Origin of the sequence: Desulfosporosinus paludis (assembly GCF_045689965.1) — a bacterium.
In the GTDB taxonomy this organism is placed as follows: Bacteria; Bacillota; Desulfitobacteriia; order Desulfitobacteriales; family Desulfitobacteriaceae; genus Desulfosporosinus; species Desulfosporosinus paludis.
In genome coordinates, this window is the sequence record NZ_CP144211.1 from 4,135,182 (window position 1) to 4,151,689 (window position 16,508).

Genomic DNA, 16,508 nt, shown 5'->3' on the forward strand with positions numbered 1-16,508 from the left:
AATCCACAGGAATGAACGTCCCAGTTTATAAAGGTTTTTCAATGAAACCACCCGAATCGCTAGAGTAATGACAGAATGCTGTCCTTTGCAATTATGGAGGTTTTTCAAAAGGAAATTGACCAATGGATACACCACTGGTTAAGAATGTGCGCGTGGAAGCAATGGAAGAAGGTAAAGACACGAATAAGACAGTTTCGGGCGTATGGCGCTCCAGAATGGATGGGCTTTGGCTATTCGAATACAAGAAAAGGCCCGTGGACTGCGTCCTTACTTCCTAATTCCATCTTAACGAAAAAATACTGGCAGAAGCTCGGATTAGTCAGCCTCACGGACCGATATTTAGAAGTTCGTAACAGTTGGCGAACCGCTGTATATCGAACGGTACGTGGGTAATATGAGAAAACGACGGAGAGACTCCGCCTCTTATCGATTTTAAAAAAAGCCCTCTCAAGGAGGGTTATAGAAAAAAGTTGGAAATATGGGGGAATACGCTTTATGTTAACCGCTTAAGTAGCGAGTAACAGTAGTTTAAATAATCATCGAATATTTATGTTATGCTTAAGTGTCTCTCTTCATGGATAATATTAATACAAATGGATGAAAAAACAAATTCATTATAGTTAAGTGAATCATGACTAAAAGTTATACCTAATGTAGGAATGGATAATGTCTGTAGAAAAAGTAAAAGTAACTGATTTACGTTCTGCTCTGGAACTCTTAAAGACTGTACCAGGCCAATTAATTGAAACTAACGAATTAGTGGACCCACATGCCAGAGTTATCGGGGGTCTATCGATACGTAGGTGCTGGTGAAACGGTGATGCGTCCCATGCAGATTGGTCCGGTCATGATTTTCAACAATGTTAAGGGTCATGACGATGCTAGAGTCGTTATTGGACTTTTAGCCAGTCGTACTAGGGTAGGTCTATTACTTAACACTGAGCCTGAACGTTTAGGCTTCCTTCTGAATGAAGCAGTTAAGAGCCCAATTGCGCCGGTAATCGTAGCTCAAGAAAAGGCACTCTGTCAGGAAATTGTTCATTACGCCGATGAACCACCAACTACTCCATTAGGTTTTAATGAATTGAGTATAGCAGGTGCCATCAGAAAGCAAGCAGTTGAATTGACTCGGTGTCTGACAATCCGCGAAAAGGCCATTGCCAACGCCGAATATGTGATCGAAGGGGAATTGCTTCCCGGGATACGGGTGAGAGAAGACCAAAACACGAACACCGGAAAAGCGATGCCAGAGTTTCCTGGCTATACAGGCCCAGCTTATCCTGAGTTGCCGGTAATAAAAGTCAAAGCCGTGACTCATCGCCGCAATCCCATCATGCAAACTTGTATCGGGCCAAGTGAAGAGCATGTGAATTTAGCAGGTATTCCAACCGAAGCTAGTATCCTACAAATGGTAGAAAAGACTATACCGAGTAGATTATTAAATGTTTACGCCCATACTTCAGGTGGCGGCAAATAAATGGCTGTTTTCAATTCAAGAAGAGTCAGCCTAGCGACGAAGGTCGGCAAAGACAAGCTGCCTTGTTAGCTTTCTCGGCGTTTTCTGAACTTAAGCACGTCATTTTAGTCGACGATGATGTCTGATCTATTTGATAGTAATGATGTGATGTGGGCATTAAACACGCGCTTTCAAGGAGACATCGATACAATATTGATTCCTGGTGTACGTTGTCTCCATTAGACCTTTCGCAGAATCCTGATTATAGCCCAGCAATTAGGGATAGGAGTATTTCCTGTAAGGTTATTTTTGATTGCACAGTTCCATTTCACTTAAAAGATAAGTTTAAGCGAGCAGAATTTAAGAAGGTAGATCCTGCTCGCTTTGCATCGGATTTATTTAAAAATAAGTTTTGATAGTCATTAAGGGTACTGTCGACTTAATATTAATTAGCCAATCATCTTAGCGATGAGCTCAGCAGGATCGACGACTCGAACCGATTGCTTATCACTGTCGACCTTATCTTTGACGCCATCTTCCAACATGGTAATACAGAAGGGGCAATTCGCACCAATCACTTCAGCATTCTTCTCCAGCGCTTGCTCAACTCTCAGGTTATTAACCCTTTGATGGCTTTCTTCCTCTAACCACATGCGGCCGCCGCCTGCTCCACAGCAGAAGCTCTTATTATGGTTGCGGTCCATTTCCACGATCTCCACACCCGGAACCATCTTGAAAAGGGAGCGAGGCGCTTCGAATTCTTGTTGGTAGCGGCCTAAATAACACGAATCATGGTAGACTATTTTTTGAGGCTCGATATCACCCTTAGAATTGAGCACTAATTTGCCGTCCTTAATCAATTGCTCAATGAATTGGGTATGATGAACAACCTCATAGCTGCCGCCGAAATCAGGGTACTCATTCTTCAGGGTATTTAAGCAGTGAGGGCAAGCCGTGATAATTTTCTTCACGTGATAGTTGTTCAAGATTTCTACATTTTCGGCAGCCGCGGTTTGGAAGAGATACTCATTGCCGGATCGACGCACAAAGTCGCCGCAGCATTTCTCTTCCGTGCCTAAGATGGCGAAATTAACGCCCGCTGCCTTCAGAATCTTAGCAACAGCCACCGAGACTTTCTGAGCCCGGCTATCGAAAGAACCGGCACAGCCAACCCAGAAGAGATACTCAACATTCTCCCGCTCGCTGATTAAGGGGATATCTAAGTCAGCAGCCCAATTAGCCCGTTCTGTATAACCAACCCCCCAAGGATTGGCGTTGTTTTCCACATTACGGAAGGAAGTCTGTAACTCTTGTGGGAAGTTACTATCCATCATGACCAGGGATTGGCGCATATTAATAATCTTATTGACGTGTTCATTGGCCACAGGACATTGTACTTGACAGGACATGCACGTAGTGCAAGCCCAAATTTCCTCTTCGGAAACAATATCCCCGATCAGGGACTTTTGTAAAATCTCAGCCGCTTGCGGATCATTCTCAGCGATTTCCGCTAAGGCCTCTGCATGTTCTTCGCCGGTGGAAGAGAGACCTTTGGCATTTAAAACGGCCCCTTTCTCCAGAAGATGCTCTTTCAATTGACGGCTGAGCAAACGCTTCGGATTCAGAGGTTTACCGGAAATGTTGGCGGGACAGTTGTCCATACACCGACCACATTCACCACAAGCAAAACTATCTAAAAGCTGTTTCCAAGTAAAGCTTTCGATGCGGGCAACCCCTAACTCGGTGAGCTCTTCGTTTTCTAAGTCAATCTTTTCGATTTGAGCACCAATAGGTTTCAGCGAAGAGAAGTAAACATTCGGATGGACAGCCACCAGGTGCATATGCTTGGAGTTAGGAATGTAGACCAGGAACCCAAAGACAATGAGCATATGAATCCACCAAAACGTATCTTGGATTGTGACCAAAGTATCCGAGCTAAGTCCTTGGAAGAGATAGGCCACACTATGATACATAATAGCAAGAGCGTAGACACTGTCGTTCCCTAGGGCAACCTTAGCACCACTGGAAATCCACTCTGTGACGATAACACCCAGGATTAAAAGAACAATAATAGCGGCTTCCGGAGTACGATATAAGCGAGCGGGTTTAATGACCCAACGACGAATAATTCCGATGAATAAACCAATGACAACTAAGGCTGTAAGAATATCTTTAATCATATAGAAATAGGGATTGGTTCCGAGGAAGGGAAAAGAATAAGCAGGGAAGAGCCCTTCAAAGATCAAAGGCAGCTCGCCTAAACAGATAAAGATAAAACCCCAAAAAATGATGAAGTGGATGATGCCATAGGGTTCGTTGATCAGTTTACTCTGGCCCAAGACCAACTTAACAAAATTCATAAAACGTTGACCGGGGTTGTCAAAGCGTTCCTCTTTGGCCCCTAAGGTTAAGATACGGATCTTTTTCTTCAAGGCATAACTAAAGGCCAGAACAGAAGCAATAGCAATTACCAGGAAAGCGATAAGCCAAGCTAGACGCATATAAATCCCTCCATTTAAATAGACTCTCGGCATCCGCCGAGGCAATAAGCCACAAGCCACTTCAAGATTTTTTCAACAGTTGACATCGAATCATGTGTGTTACTTCATATCACTAGGCGTTAAACTCCTTTCTAAAGTGTCCAAATTGTCAGATCAGTGAAATAATTCACATATTTATGTGATGTTTTGCACTTGATGAAGCAGAAAGACTAATACTTTTGGAAGCAGTTTGAGGGTAAGTTCGATTGCCTACACTTATAATACTCCTATATTTTCTTTATGGTCAATATCAATATATGGATCTCTTCAAAAAAGATACTTAATTTAGAAACACTTAGAAAAACTGCCGTTCAGCTTGGTTCAAAGTTAATTAACTAAATCTAGGGTAAGCTTCTGACTATTATGATTTATCTTACAAGGATAGTTAGCGATGAACATATTTATCTTGATTATGAGAAGACGAGACGAGGAAAATTGGAGAAAATATCAGTGTAAGTTAAAAATCTAAAGAAAGGAGAATTGGAAATATATAGTTTAAGGGGTGGCAACGTGATTAACAAAAAACGACTATTTAACCGCCTGATCGAGTTGGGGGAGATTGGAAAACAGGAATCTGGAGGTATCACCCGCTTAGCGTTCACTTCAGAAGATCGCGCAGCAAAAAATCTTGCCATTTCTTTTATGAAAGAAGCAGGATTAAATGTACGGGAAGACGCGGTTGGAAATATTATTGGACGCCTGGAAGGCCGCAATCCGGAAGCCCCTGTAATCCTTACTGGTTCTCATATTGATTCAGTGTATAACGGAGGAATCTTCGATGGCGCTTTAGGCATTATCGGAGGAATTGAAGTTCTCCAAACGATGCAGGAACAGGGTATAAAGAGCGAACACCCTATTGAAGTTATTGCTTTCAACGATGAAGAAGGAACTCGTTTTAGTTATAGCATGATGGGGAGCAGGGGGGTAATTGGAGGTCTAAAACCGGAGGATTTAGAACTTAAGGATAAAGAAGGCATCTCAATTGCGAATACTATGAAGGCTCAAGGTTTAGATCCCGCGCTCATACGATGTGCTGCTCGAACTAAGGGAAGTATAAAAGCCTTTATTGAACTGCATATTGAACAAGGTAAAGTGCTTGAAAAAAATAATCATTCAGTAGGTATTGTCACTGGAATTGTTAATGAATTATGGCTTAAGTGTACGTTCAAAGGTGAGGCGGGGCACGCAGGTGCAACACCGATGACCATGCGACATGATGCCTTAGTAGCAGCCGCTGAATTTGTGCAAATCGTTGAAAAGGAAGCTAAAAAAACAGGTACAACCGTCGCCACTGTGGGGAAAATGAATGTTTTACCCGGCGGGATTAACATCATCCCGGGAGCTGTTGAACTCACACTTGATTTAAGGGATATTAACCAAGAAGTCAGTGATCGAGTAGAAGATTGTATTTTTAAAGAAGCAAAACAAATTTGCCGTGAACGAAGTTTGGAACTGCATACTGAAGTATTGCAACGCATACCGCCGGCACCCTGCTCTGAAACGTTTCAACGAGCAGCAGAGGAGGCATTCAGCCATTTAGGCCTTGAGCCTTTTTATCTTCCCAGCGGGGCTGGGCATGATGCGATGCAGCTTGTTAATATCTGTCCGATAGGCATGATTTTCGTACGCTCAAAGGATGGAATTAGTCATAATCCAGCTGAATGGAGTTCACCTGAGGACTGTGCCGATGGAGCTAATGTCCTCTACCACACGCTTTTAAGGTTAGCGAGCTCTTGAGAAGCAAGCAAGAGGGAGTAACTCACTGCAGATTGTGAAGCCGCATAATGTTCTACTTTAATAGATCAATTTAGAATGGAGGGGACATGACTGTGTTTAACCTAGTTATTAAAAATGGTAAGGTTGTAACAACGGACAGGATTTTCGAGGCATCTATTTGTGTGAATGATGGGAGAATAGCAGCGATCGTTGAAGCTGGAAGTGCGATTGAAGCAGAAGAAGTCATAGATGCCCAGGGAAAGTATGTATTTCCTGGAGCAATCGACAGTCACGCACATTTAAATGATCCCGGCTACTGTTGGAGAGAGGACTATGCTCACGGTACTGCAGCTGCAGGGGTAGGAGGTTTTACAACAATCGTTGATATGCCTCTGCAAAATGAACCGGCGTTGACAGATGCTCAGATCTTCGAAAAGAAGAAAGACGTTGTTTCTCCAAACGCTTATGTCGACTATTGTTTCTGGGGCGGTCTGGTAGACTACAATTTGGACAAATTAAAAGAGTTGGATGAAAAAGGATGCGTGGCGTTTAAATCGTTTATCGGTCCTGTTTCTCCAGATTATGTGTCCTTAACGATCGGGCAGGCTAAAGAAGCTTTGGAAATTTTAAGAGATTGCGATGCCCGTGCAGGCTTCCATTGCGAAGATTATTCTATAATCAAATGGGAAGAGGCCAGGGCTCAACGAAAAGAACACAATGATTGGCAGGATTTTCTTAATTCAAGACCTGTCATCGCAGAGTTGATTGCCACACGGAATATTATCGATCTTGCTCGAGAAGTTAATGCTAAAGTTCATATCTGTCACGTAAGTCACCCACGAGTGGCCAAAATCATTCAAGATGCCCAGTTGGAAGGTGTCGATGTAACTGCTGAAACTTGCGGACACTACTTAACGTTTAACGATCAAGATGTCATAAAGAATGGCAGCTTGTTTAAATGTGCACCGCCGTTAAGGGAAGCAGCTGCTGTCGACGAAATGTGGGAGTATGTTAATAATGGAACCTTATGCTGCGTCGGTTCTGACCACTCTCCGTGTGAGTTAAGCGAAAAGAGCGAAGAAAAGCATGGCGTCTTTGGAGCTTGGGGTGGCATTAGTGGGATTCAAAATGTTATGCAGGTTCTGTTTAGCGAAGGGGTAGTCAAGAGAGGCTATAGTCCTACGCTGCTGGCAAGATCTTTAAGCGAAGGCCCAGCTAGAACTTTCGGAATATTCGGCAAAAAGGGTGCGATTGAGATCGGATTTGATGCAGATCTTGTAATTTTAGATCCGGAAAAGAAATGGGAAATCACGCCGGATTCCTTATATTATAAAAATAAGATTTCAGCCTTTGTAGGGCTAAAAGGCGTAGGTCTGCCTATATGCACTTTAGTAAGGGGCCAAGTTGTAGCAAACGATGGGAATTTGGTGGGGCAAAAAGGTTTTGGCAAACTTGTAAAAAAACTAAACAGCCGCAACACTGGAAAATAGTATTAAAGCCTTCGAAAGAATATTGGCAGAATGCTAATTATCGAAAAAATTGGGGGAAATAACTAATGAGTAAACGTTATGACCTAATCGTTCGAAACGGAATCCTCGTTTGTCCGGAAGGTCCGAAAAAAGCGGATGTTGCAGTATATGATGAAAAAATCGTTGAAATAGCTGACGAAATATCAAGTGATGCAAAAGAAACAATTGATGCCGCAGGGAACTATGTATTTCCCGGGACAACAGACGGTCATGTGCATTTTAATGACCCGGGAAGGACAGAGTGGGAAACCATCGCAACAGGAAGCAACGCCCTGGCGGCAGGCGGCGGAGTTGCGTTCTTTGATATGCCGCTTAATTGCAGTCCATGTACCCTTGACGCCAAAAATTTTATGGCAAAACTTGCTGTGGCTCAAAAGGATTCTTTGGTCGATTATGGATTTTGGGGTGGGCTTACTCCCAAAAATTTAGATAAACTTGAAGAGCTTGCAGAGTGCGGCGTAATAGGGTTTAAAGCCTTTTCCTGCTTCAGTGGTATTGACGAATTTGAAAGAATGGACGATTATACGGCCTATGTGGGAATGAAAATGTTAGCAAAGCTCGGTTTGCCCCTTATGGTACATTGTGAGAATGCTGAAATCACAAGGGATTTAACCTCGATTGCGCTGGCAAATAATAAAACAACAGTCCGGGACTATTTCGCCGCACGTCCGCCTATTACGGAAATAGAAAATGTCTCCCGCATGATTTCCTTTGCTGAGGAAACAGGCTGTAAATTAATCATTGCGCACATTAGCACGGCGAAGGCAGTTGAGCTCGTTACCCAGGCGAGAAGCAGAGGAGTCGATGTCAGCTGTGAATCAATTGGGCATTATTTAATTCTTACAGATACGGATGTTGAACGGATGGGAACAGTGGCCAAGTGCTCCCCTCCTATACGCGATCATGAAAACCAGACGAAGATGTGGGCAAAATTGTTAAACGGCGAGATTACTTTCATTTCTTCTGATCATTCTCCCTGCGACCCGAGGCTTAAAGACGGGGAATTTTTGAAAGTTTGGGGTGGAATCTCTGCGTGTCAAACAACTCTTCCGGCCATGCTCACTCATGCCCACCACGCTAGAAAGGTTCCGCTTGGGGATATCGCAAAATTGACATCACAAAATGTTAACGAGATATTTAAAATTCCAGGGAAGGGAAAAATCGCCGTTGGCTACGACGGAGACTTTGCTCTGGTAGAGTTAAATAAGGAATTTACATTACAGGCTGAGACTCTCTTCTATAAACACAAGGTAAGCCCTTATGTTGGGGACAGCTTCCGTGGTGCAGTGACACAAACAATTCTCAGGGGAACAACTGTTTTTAAAGATGGGAAGATTGTGTCAAAGCCTATCGGCAGACATCTAAGACCTAATTTATAAACTCAAAGCATTATCCCAAATACAGTAAACATAAAAAAGGAGTTGGGTGTATGTCGCTAAATTCAGAAAGCAGCGTTACGAAAGAAACGCAGATCCAACACGACCCGGGTGTGGATGATTCATTAAAACCTAGAACCGAAATAAGCAGGACGGTAGGTCCGTTTCCCTATATGTTTATGTGGATAGGAGACGGTGTTAATTTAGGCAATATGACGCTTGGAGCTAGTTTGGTAGTGGCGGGAATTGCAACCCTAAATATCTTTCAGACATTTGCTGCAGCGATCATAGCCATTGGTATTATTTCGTCTGTTTTTGCTCTAAACGACAGGCTCGGATACAGAACGGGGATACCCTATGTTGTCCAGCTCAGAATGTCCTTCGGAATGAAAGGTTCTGTCATATCATCGCTTTTGCGGGGTATTCCTGCCATCGTCTGGTACGGTTTTCAAAGCTGGATTGGAGGGACTGCCCTAAATGAAATTGCGAAGATCCTTACAGGCGGGGCCTTTGACAATGTCGCCATCTGTTTTGTCGTGTTGCAAGTGGTTCAAATCGGGCTTTCGCTATACGGCTTTCATGCCATTAAATGGGTAGAATCCCTAACATCCATTGTTATTATGCTGGCACTTGTCTATGTGTTTGGAGTTCTTCTGAAATCTCATAGTGCGGTTGTTGCCCAAAAATGGGTTCATGCCAAAGGCTCGTGGGGCTTGCCCTTCTTCGGATTTATCATGATGTTTATGGGGAATTATGCAGCTATTTTTTTAAGCGCAGCGGACTATTCAAGAGAACTGAAATCAGGGATTAGCAATGTTAAACGTGGTTTGCTGTACTTTCTGCCTATTTTAGTTGCCTACGGTTTCGTCCTTTGTATTGGCGCAATGCTTGCTTGCGCAACTGGTATCTCAAACCCTGTAAAGGCATTTGCCATAGTGGTAGATAACTCTTATATAACCGTCTTTGTATCAGCATTTATTATTATGGGGGCAGTTGCGACAAACATGGTTGCCAATATTATTCCGCCAACCTATGTAATTACGTTGCTTACAAAATTGAAATACAAAGTTGCAGTTACTATAACTGGAGTCCTCGCTTTAGGGTCATTCCCTTGGGTGCTTGTTCAAGATTCGTCAGCGAAGGGTCTTGGAACGTTCATTCTCATATACTCTGCATTTTTGGGCCCGATTGTCTCAATTCTATTAATTGAATATTATATATTAAGAAGGCAAAAAGTTGATGTCGCAGATTTGTACAAAGAAGATGGCCAATTCGCTGGATATAATCCTGCCGCTGTGCTGGCAATGCTTATCGGAGCGGGCGCTGCTTTCCTAAAAGTAGAGCTGGCATGGATTATCGGCGTTGTTGTGGCAGGAATAGTCTATCTTTTCCTGATGAAGTTTGCCTTTAAAGACTCGAAGTTCAAAAAAGGCACAATTTTCGAGAGATAACTGCAAATATTCCACGTTTAAATGCAAGATGCCGATTCCCTTAATATTAGGAATCGGCTCTTGTTATTAACTATATCCTTATTTGTGAAGGAGGAATTATTGATAGCAAACATTGTTTTACAGCTGTATCTCAAAGGTTACTCCTAGATCGCGGATTTGACAATCACCATCGTAGAGTGGGTTGATAGAATCATCTGTAGTGGCTTTACGTGTTGCAAGAATATAACCAAAAGATTCTTCGACTGGAAGAATAGTTCCGTGCCATATTCCGCGATGAAGGACAAAGGCGGTGTAACTTTCGAGTAAGAAGCAGCGCACAGAATTGGCTGAAGGAAGGGCTTCGAGATCATTAGGGTCAGTTGCCGGGGCGACGCTGATAATAGCTGGTCCACCATAGAGGGGAAAGAATCCTTGAGTAACTTTTAAGTGCCGTTCTAATGATGAAAATCTAAATTCCTTACGCTTAAGCAGAGCATAAACGAATTCAGCTGTACCGTCATCTACTTCAAACGGTATTCTGTCTACAAAAATTGGAGGCACAGTCTTTATCGGCGGAACTCCAGGTTCACGCAAAAGTACATGACCGTAGGGTGCAAAGGCTTCTTTTGTAAAAGGTTCTACTTTAATTATGTGATTCATTCCGAAAATGTCCCCTTTCAATTCAGTTTGGGCAGTAGTATCTTCTGATGTATAATTAGTCGTTTCCATAGTTTTATCCTTTTGCTATTATTGATGATGGTGGTTCCATTTCTTTATCCTAATCTTCTAAGTTAGAACAGCGAAGATTAAATAGGAGATTTTGGGGGATGTGTGGTTTATCCAAGAATGATATTTACAGAGGAACTCTTTTACCCATATATGCTAAAGGTCGCTCGAGACTAAATCACGAATATATGAAACATGTTAAACTTTTATTAGATTTGGAAGGAGAGGTTATCCATGGGTTATCCAAATGAACTTTTAGCAACGAGAGCTATTATTAAGCATGGCAGATATGCCTTAATTCCGCCTGAAGGACGGGTAAAAAACGTTATCCCTAATTTAGAGAATTGTAATACAAGTATCATAGCATCTCCCGAGTTAGGGCCGAAATTTGCCATGTATACCGTTGAAGTATTGCCAGGTGGCGGTACAACCAATGATTTTAAAGAAGATGGCATTGAAACGTTCGTTTATTGCATGGGCGGAGTGGGAACAGTAACCGTAGAGGGTAAAGCTTATGAACTGACAAACGGTGGCTTTGTTTTTGCGCCGGCTTTTTTCGGGTAGGCTTAAAAAACACAAGCAATGAACCTTGGAAGCTTCTTCTTTATAAGCAGCGTTATCGTCCGCTAGCTGGTTATGAAGCAAGAATTGTTGTAGGCAATCTAAATGACATTCCCGATGAGGCATATGATGGTATGGAAAATGTCCGAATCAAAAATGTTCTACCAACAGAGTTAGGTTTCGACGTCAATTTTCATACCCTAAGTTTTCATCCCGGTGGTTGTCATCCTTTTGTGGAAACTCATGTTCAGGAACATGGACTTTATTTTCTGGAGGGGGAAGGCGTCTATTTAATTGATGACAAATGGATTCCAGTAAAAACAGAGGATTTCATTTGGTTTGGGCCTTATGTACCTCAAGCTTATTATGGGGCAGGAAGAACCCCTTCGACCTATATCTACACTAAAGATTGCAACCGTGACATTGAGCTGTAAAATAGAATTAGAACAAGATATGAGGTTCGATCAGGAAATCGAACCTCTATGGACCGCTTTGGAGGTGGTAACACTGGAGATTACAGTAAAAGATGCTTTGAAGATTGGCCCCTTAAGTACGTCAGAAACCGTGGCAGGTCATCAGAAGTTGGACAATGTGGTTAAAGGTGTTACCATCATGGAAGCCCCAGATATTGTAAATTGGCTTGCTGGGGGCGAGTTGCTCCTTACCAGTTTGTATTCCGCTCCTGCTGGTACTTTGAACTATAAAGAATTCATTAAAAAGCTTGCCGATAAAGGTGTAGCAGCTATCGCTATTAAAGTCGGTCGTTTTGTTGAACGTGTTCCAGAAGATATGCTCGAGGCGGCTAATCAATATGGACTGCCCATTTTAGTACTTGACGCCAATGTGCGCTTTGTTGATGTAATGTATCCTATTATGGCCGAACTATTTAATAATCAGGTCGTTAAATTAAATTACTATAAAATTATTCAAGAGCGTTTTACAACGTTAGCGTTGCATTGTCTAGGTCTTGATACGATCACTAAAACGTTGGAAGAATTAATTGGGAACCCGGTGGTTGTTTATGATCGCAATTTCAAATGTATATCTACCACAAATCCTCTGTTAAAAAAGTTTAGCGAAGTAGCAGACCTATTTCAGCGAGAGAGTTTGAATGACAAACTTTCGTTTTATCGTCAAATAGTACAATTTCCAGCCTTAGGTGAGGAAGCAGTTCCTCAAGTTGTCGTACCGATCCAAGCATTTAGTCAGGTGAAGGCGTACCTTACAGTGGTGGAAGTGAATAAAAGGCTTCAAGAAATGGATTTGATTTGTTTAGAACATGCGGCTACCGTAGTAACGCTTGATTTGGTTAAAAAAGTAGCAGTACAGGAAATTGAGCAAAAATTCCAGAATGACCTTTTAGAGAACTTAATAACCGGGAATTCCGCGCTAAATAATACGCTCGAACGAGCGGCCTTAATTGGTTGGGACTTGTCGAGGGCATACACGATTGTGCTTTTTAATATAGATAACATCGACGGAATTTTAGCTAAAAGCAAGCATAGTCCGGATACGATGTTGCAAGGGCTAAAATCTGACGTCGTTTCCATAATTACTAATGCAGTGAGAAACCATACGAAACATTATATTCTAGGGACTAAAAACGACTCGATCATTTTAATGTGGCCTTCGCCCGATGATCAAAACGGGTTTTTAGAATTGATCAAGAAGACGGGTAAAGAGATTCAGGAGCAAATTAAAAAGAAAGTTAAGAAAGTCTCTGTTGCCATAGGAATTGGTGATGTCGCCTTAAACGTTGATGAAATTCCACGGAGCTTCAAAGAAGCTCGAGATGCGATTACCTTTGGTCGGATGATTCAGGGTCAGCACGTTATTGAGGCTTTTTCCGAATTAGGAGTATTTCGCATTCTTTGTAAATTTGCTGAGGGAAATGAATTGAAAAATTTTGTCCCCAAACCACTGCTTAAGTTAATTGAGCACGATAAAAATAATGAAACAGTTCTGTTAAAAACCCTGGAGATTTTTTTGGAATGTAATGGGAATGCCAGCAAGGCGGCCAAAGAGCTATTTATACATTATAAAACGATGCTTTATCGGTTGGAACGTATTAAAGAAATAACTGGGATTGATTTAGAGGCTAATGAACACCGCCTCGAAATTGAGATGGGCTTGAAAATAATACACCTGCTGGGTAATCAGGCTTTGTAACTGAAAACTCCTTGAATCTAGCCTCAAAATTAAAGCGTAGGGTAGACAAGTACTGTATTCGATAAGTTCTGTCTTCGGACAGGGCCTATTTTTTTTATATTGGGACAATTAGATCTTGATGGAATTGGTTAACCTTAAAGTCAAAAAGGGTGATAACAATGAATACGCTTTTATTTGGTATATCGGGTCTTCCACTGGGAAACGGTTCAACTAAGTTTAATTATGCAACTGGGATAGAGTATGCTAAGTCAATAGGGCTTGATGCAATGGAACTTCTTTTTGTCAGAAGCGTTAATGTTACGGATAACAATAAAAGCTTTATCTTAGAAGCTAAGTTAAGAACTGATTTTTACTTATCGGCACATGGCTCGCACTACATAAATTTAAATGCCAATGAGTCAGATAAACAGGAAAAATCGATTGAAAGAATCTTAAAGGCTCAAGAAGGTTTGTCCAAAGTTGGAGGACGGAGTCTAATCTTTCATCCAGGCTTTTATTTAGGAGACACCAAAGAGGACGCCTATCATACCATAAGAGACAATTTGTTACGTCTTCCTATAAGCGGCGTAGATTATAGATTGGAGACAACGGGTAAGGGGACGCAATTCGGCACCCTTGAGGAACTAGTGTCTTTATGTAAAGAAATTAGCTCGTGTAAATTGTGCATTGATTTTTCACATATACACGCGAGATACAACGGTAAGCTAAAAGACTTTAAAGATTTTGCCAAAATACTGCAATATGTCTCGGATGAACTGGGGAAATCGGTTTTGGAAGACTTACACATTCATATGGGAGGAGTGAATTACAATGAGAAAGGTGAGCAAAACCATCTTCCCTTGCTGCAGAGTGACTTCAATTACCTGGATTGTCTGAAGGCAATAAAGTACTACAATGTAAAAGGTTGTATAATATCTGAAGGCCCTATGGTGGAGAAAGATGCCCTGTTGCTAAAGGAAACCTATGAAAGGCTTTGAGATAAGGATCTCGTTAAAATCCAACTTAATAGAAGGTTTTTGTTGAGAATTAAATTTCATAAACTTTGGAAATCCCCTCCTATAATTCAACGTTAGAATCTCAGAGAACAAGAAGTTGTAACGATTAAAGGAATAACAAACAACTTGCCGAAATCTAAACGAGAATAATTGAGGAGGAGAATTCAATGATCGACATTGATTTGGGTGAGATATTTTGTTCTTTTTCTAAAGCCCTCGACCTTTCATTACATGGAATTTCTAATCATCATAAAACAGTGGCCTTAATATCAAACGCTGTCGCTGATGAACTCAATCTACCAGAAGAAGAGCAACGGCTGATCTTTTATAGCGCCTTGGTTCATGACGCCGGGATGGAGCCTGAAGAAGAGCTCCAAAATCTTTTGCCGTTTGAAGATATAAATTCGTTTGAGCATTGCCAAAGAGGTTATGATATATTTCGCCATAGTAAATTAACGGAAAAAGTTGCTGCAATAATACTGCACCATCATGACCATTGGAAAGCCCCCAATGCTTCTGGTTTGATCGAAAGTTCGATTCCTTTAAGCAGTAACATTATTTATCTTGCTGATCGTGTTTCAGTGCTAACAGAGAATATAAAGGGCTATATATTGAATTCCCGCGAGGGTATTGTGGATACCATCTTACGAAAGTCTGGAACAATCTTTAATCCTATTGTCGTAGAGGCCTTTCTGAAAGCTTCAGAAAAAGAATCTTTTTGGCTTGATATCCAGTCTGAATTTATAATAGAATTCATGTATTTAAGAAGACCTCGGCAATACATGCGGGTATCAGTGGAAGAACTTGTTGATCTGGTGAAGTGTTTTTCCAGAATTATTGATAATAAAAGTCCTTTTACTCGGAATCATTCTAAACGAGTAGCTTTAGTGGTTGAGTTTTTAGCTAAAAAAGTCGGTTTTTCAGATTCAGAGCTGAATATGATTAAAATTGCTGGATATCTCCATGATTTAGGTAAGATCTCGATACCCAATTCGATTCTGGATAAACCGTCGAAACTAACAAAAGAAGAAGTAGCAATTGTTAGAAGACATACTTACTATTCCTATCATCTGCTCCAAAGTATTACTGGTTTTGAAAATGTGGCGGCTTGGGGGGCCCATCATCATGAAAAACTTGATGGCAGCGGCTACCCTTTCCACCTTACGGAGAATGAACTTCCACTTGGGTCAAGGCTAATGGCGGTAGCCGATATTTTTACAGCCTTAACTGAAGATAGACCCTATCGAAAAGGAATCAGCAAGCAAGAATGTCTGGCTATATTGAATAAACTTGTAGTGACTAATGCAATTAGCGAACAAGGAGTTAAGCTTGTTGAGGAACATTATGTTGAACTATTAACTTTAATCTCTAATTAAAATCGCACTGCTTTAGTATTTAGCTCACTCAGACATAACTTTATGAATTATGCTGAGTTGCGAATTTTTACGTGCGGCTTTACCAAGAATTTCAACTGGCAACGTCCTCAAGTTTATTTAAGGAAATTGCCAGTTGAAATTATCTGGATTGTCAAAACGAAAAAATCCTATCAGGATAGCCCTCAATTTATCATCTTGGACATGGGGTCTCAGTCATCGATTCGGTTGACACTATCCCATACATAGTTTAGATTGCGTTTAAGTTCCTTTGTATCCTTTATCAAGCTTTTTATGTCGGATTCCATTCTGTTAAGCCTCTCAGTTGCCTTTTTCTGCCCTTCTTGCAATTGCTTAAGAATAGTTAGAATCTCATCATCACTTGTTATGATAATCAACCCCTTTCAATCCTTATTTTACCAGACATTCAAGAGTATTAACAGTATTGAAGATATCTTCCTTAATCATGTATTGCAGCGGTGCCAAAGACTTAAGTCTATTTGAAAAGGCATCAACATGTGCCTCCGAAACATATGATATACCAGTTGCAAGCAGCGTGAAAGGGGATTCGGTATGTTATGAATATTCGATGCAAAATTTGCGGTTCGCTTAAAGATATCGCTCCGACGCATAAAGA

At 41.4% G+C, this 16,508-nt stretch carries 11 protein-coding genes and 2 pseudogenes; 10 read left to right on the forward strand and 3 right to left on the reverse strand.

From position 1 onward, the window contains the following. Nucleotides 1–93: 93 nt before the first annotated feature. Nucleotides 94–393, forward strand: coding sequence for a hypothetical protein (locus VZF35_RS20530; RefSeq protein ID WP_407307999.1), 300 nt, complete (start codon nucleotides 94–96; stop codon nucleotides 391–393). Nucleotides 394–666: 273 nt separating this feature from the next. Continuing rightward, nucleotides 667–1,872: pseudogene (locus VZF35_RS20535) on the forward strand (UbiD family decarboxylase domain-containing protein). 33 nt (nucleotides 1,873–1,905) lie between these two features. Here VZF35_RS20535 and VZF35_RS20540 read toward each other — a convergent pair. After that, nucleotides 1,906–3,957 (reverse strand): heterodisulfide reductase-related iron-sulfur binding cluster, encoded by a 2,052-nt coding sequence (locus VZF35_RS20540; protein WP_407308001.1) that lies wholly within the window; start codon nucleotides 3,955–3,957, stop codon nucleotides 1,906–1,908. Between the two features lie 549 nt (nucleotides 3,958–4,506). On the opposite strand from VZF35_RS20540, the gene VZF35_RS20545 reads away from it, so the two are divergent. The 4 genes from VZF35_RS20545 (at nucleotide 4,507) to VZF35_RS20560 (ending at nucleotide 10,068) form a co-directional block, all read left to right on the forward strand. Further along, complete coding sequence (locus tag VZF35_RS20545; protein ID WP_407308004.1) at nucleotides 4,507–5,733, forward strand: Zn-dependent hydrolase; 1,227 nt, start codon at nucleotides 4,507–4,509, stop codon at nucleotides 5,731–5,733. Nucleotides 5,734–5,825: 92 nt separating this feature from the next. After that, entirely contained in the window at nucleotides 5,826–7,202 is a 1,377-nt protein-coding gene (gene allB, locus VZF35_RS20550; RefSeq protein WP_407308006.1) for an allantoinase AllB, read from the forward strand. A 65-nt stretch (nucleotides 7,203–7,267) separates the two neighbouring features. Continuing rightward, on the forward strand, nucleotides 7,268–8,620 hold the full coding sequence (allB, locus tag VZF35_RS20555; RefSeq protein ID WP_407308008.1) for an allantoinase AllB: 1,353 nt from the start codon (nucleotides 7,268–7,270) through the stop codon (nucleotides 8,618–8,620). A 50-nt stretch (nucleotides 8,621–8,670) separates the two neighbouring features. After that, nucleotides 8,671–10,068, forward strand: coding sequence for an NCS1 family transporter (locus VZF35_RS20560; RefSeq protein ID WP_407308011.1), 1,398 nt, complete (start codon nucleotides 8,671–8,673; stop codon nucleotides 10,066–10,068). A 117-nt stretch (nucleotides 10,069–10,185) separates the two neighbouring features. On the opposite strand, the gene VZF35_RS20565 is transcribed toward VZF35_RS20560, so the two are convergent. Beyond that, nucleotides 10,186–10,776, reverse strand: a complete 591-nt coding sequence (locus VZF35_RS20565; protein WP_407308013.1) for an ureidoglycolate lyase — start codon at nucleotides 10,774–10,776, stop codon at nucleotides 10,186–10,188. Nucleotides 10,777–11,007: 231 nt separating this feature from the next. Here VZF35_RS20565 and allE point away from each other — a divergent pair. From allE to VZF35_RS20585, 4 genes and pseudogenes are all read left to right on the forward strand, one after another. Then, a pseudogene (gene allE / locus VZF35_RS20570) lies at nucleotides 11,008–11,768 on the forward strand ((S)-ureidoglycine aminohydrolase). A 73-nt stretch (nucleotides 11,769–11,841) separates the two neighbouring features. Then, nucleotides 11,842–13,503, forward strand: a complete 1,662-nt coding sequence (locus tag VZF35_RS20575) for a PucR family transcriptional regulator (protein ID WP_407314760.1) — start codon at nucleotides 11,842–11,844, stop codon at nucleotides 13,501–13,503. Between the two features lie 158 nt (nucleotides 13,504–13,661). Next, nucleotides 13,662–14,480 (forward strand): TIM barrel protein, encoded by an 819-nt coding sequence (locus tag VZF35_RS20580; RefSeq protein WP_407308015.1) that lies wholly within the window; start codon nucleotides 13,662–13,664, stop codon nucleotides 14,478–14,480. 185 nt (nucleotides 14,481–14,665) lie between these two features. Beyond that, nucleotides 14,666–15,874 carry an HD-GYP domain-containing protein gene (locus tag VZF35_RS20585; protein ID WP_407308017.1) on the forward strand — a complete coding sequence of 403 codons (1,209 nt, stop codon included), beginning with the start codon at nucleotides 14,666–14,668 and terminating at the stop codon, nucleotides 15,872–15,874. A gap of 209 nt (nucleotides 15,875–16,083) precedes the next feature. Here the strand turns inward: VZF35_RS20585 and VZF35_RS20590 are convergent, their stop codons facing one another. After that, the gene (locus VZF35_RS20590) at nucleotides 16,084–16,269 is read right to left on the reverse strand and encodes a hypothetical protein (protein WP_407308019.1); all 186 of its coding nucleotides are present in this window, start codon (nucleotides 16,267–16,269) and stop codon (nucleotides 16,084–16,086) included. Between the last annotated feature and the right edge of the window lie 239 nt (nucleotides 16,270–16,508).

What these genes read in the sequence shown, in the direction of transcription:
- VZF35_RS20530 (WP_407307999.1), top strand. Translation starts at nt 94, where the DNA reads ATGGAGGTTTTTCAAAAGGAAATTGACCAATGGATACACCACTGGTTA.
- VZF35_RS20540 (WP_407308001.1), bottom strand. Translation starts at nt 3,957, where the DNA reads ATGCGTCTAGCTTGGCTTATCGCTTTCCTGGTAATTGCTATTGCTTCT.
- allB (WP_407308008.1), top strand. Translation starts at nt 7,268, where the DNA reads ATGAGTAAACGTTATGACCTAATCGTTCGAAACGGAATCCTCGTTTGT.
- VZF35_RS20560 (WP_407308011.1), top strand. Translation starts at nt 8,671, where the DNA reads ATGTCGCTAAATTCAGAAAGCAGCGTTACGAAAGAAACGCAGATCCAA.
- VZF35_RS20565 (WP_407308013.1), bottom strand. Translation starts at nt 10,776, where the DNA reads ATGGAAACGACTAATTATACATCAGAAGATACTACTGCCCAAACTGAA.
- VZF35_RS20580 (WP_407308015.1), top strand. Translation starts at nt 13,662, where the DNA reads ATGAATACGCTTTTATTTGGTATATCGGGTCTTCCACTGGGAAACGGT.
- VZF35_RS20585 (WP_407308017.1), top strand. Translation starts at nt 14,666, where the DNA reads ATGATCGACATTGATTTGGGTGAGATATTTTGTTCTTTTTCTAAAGCC.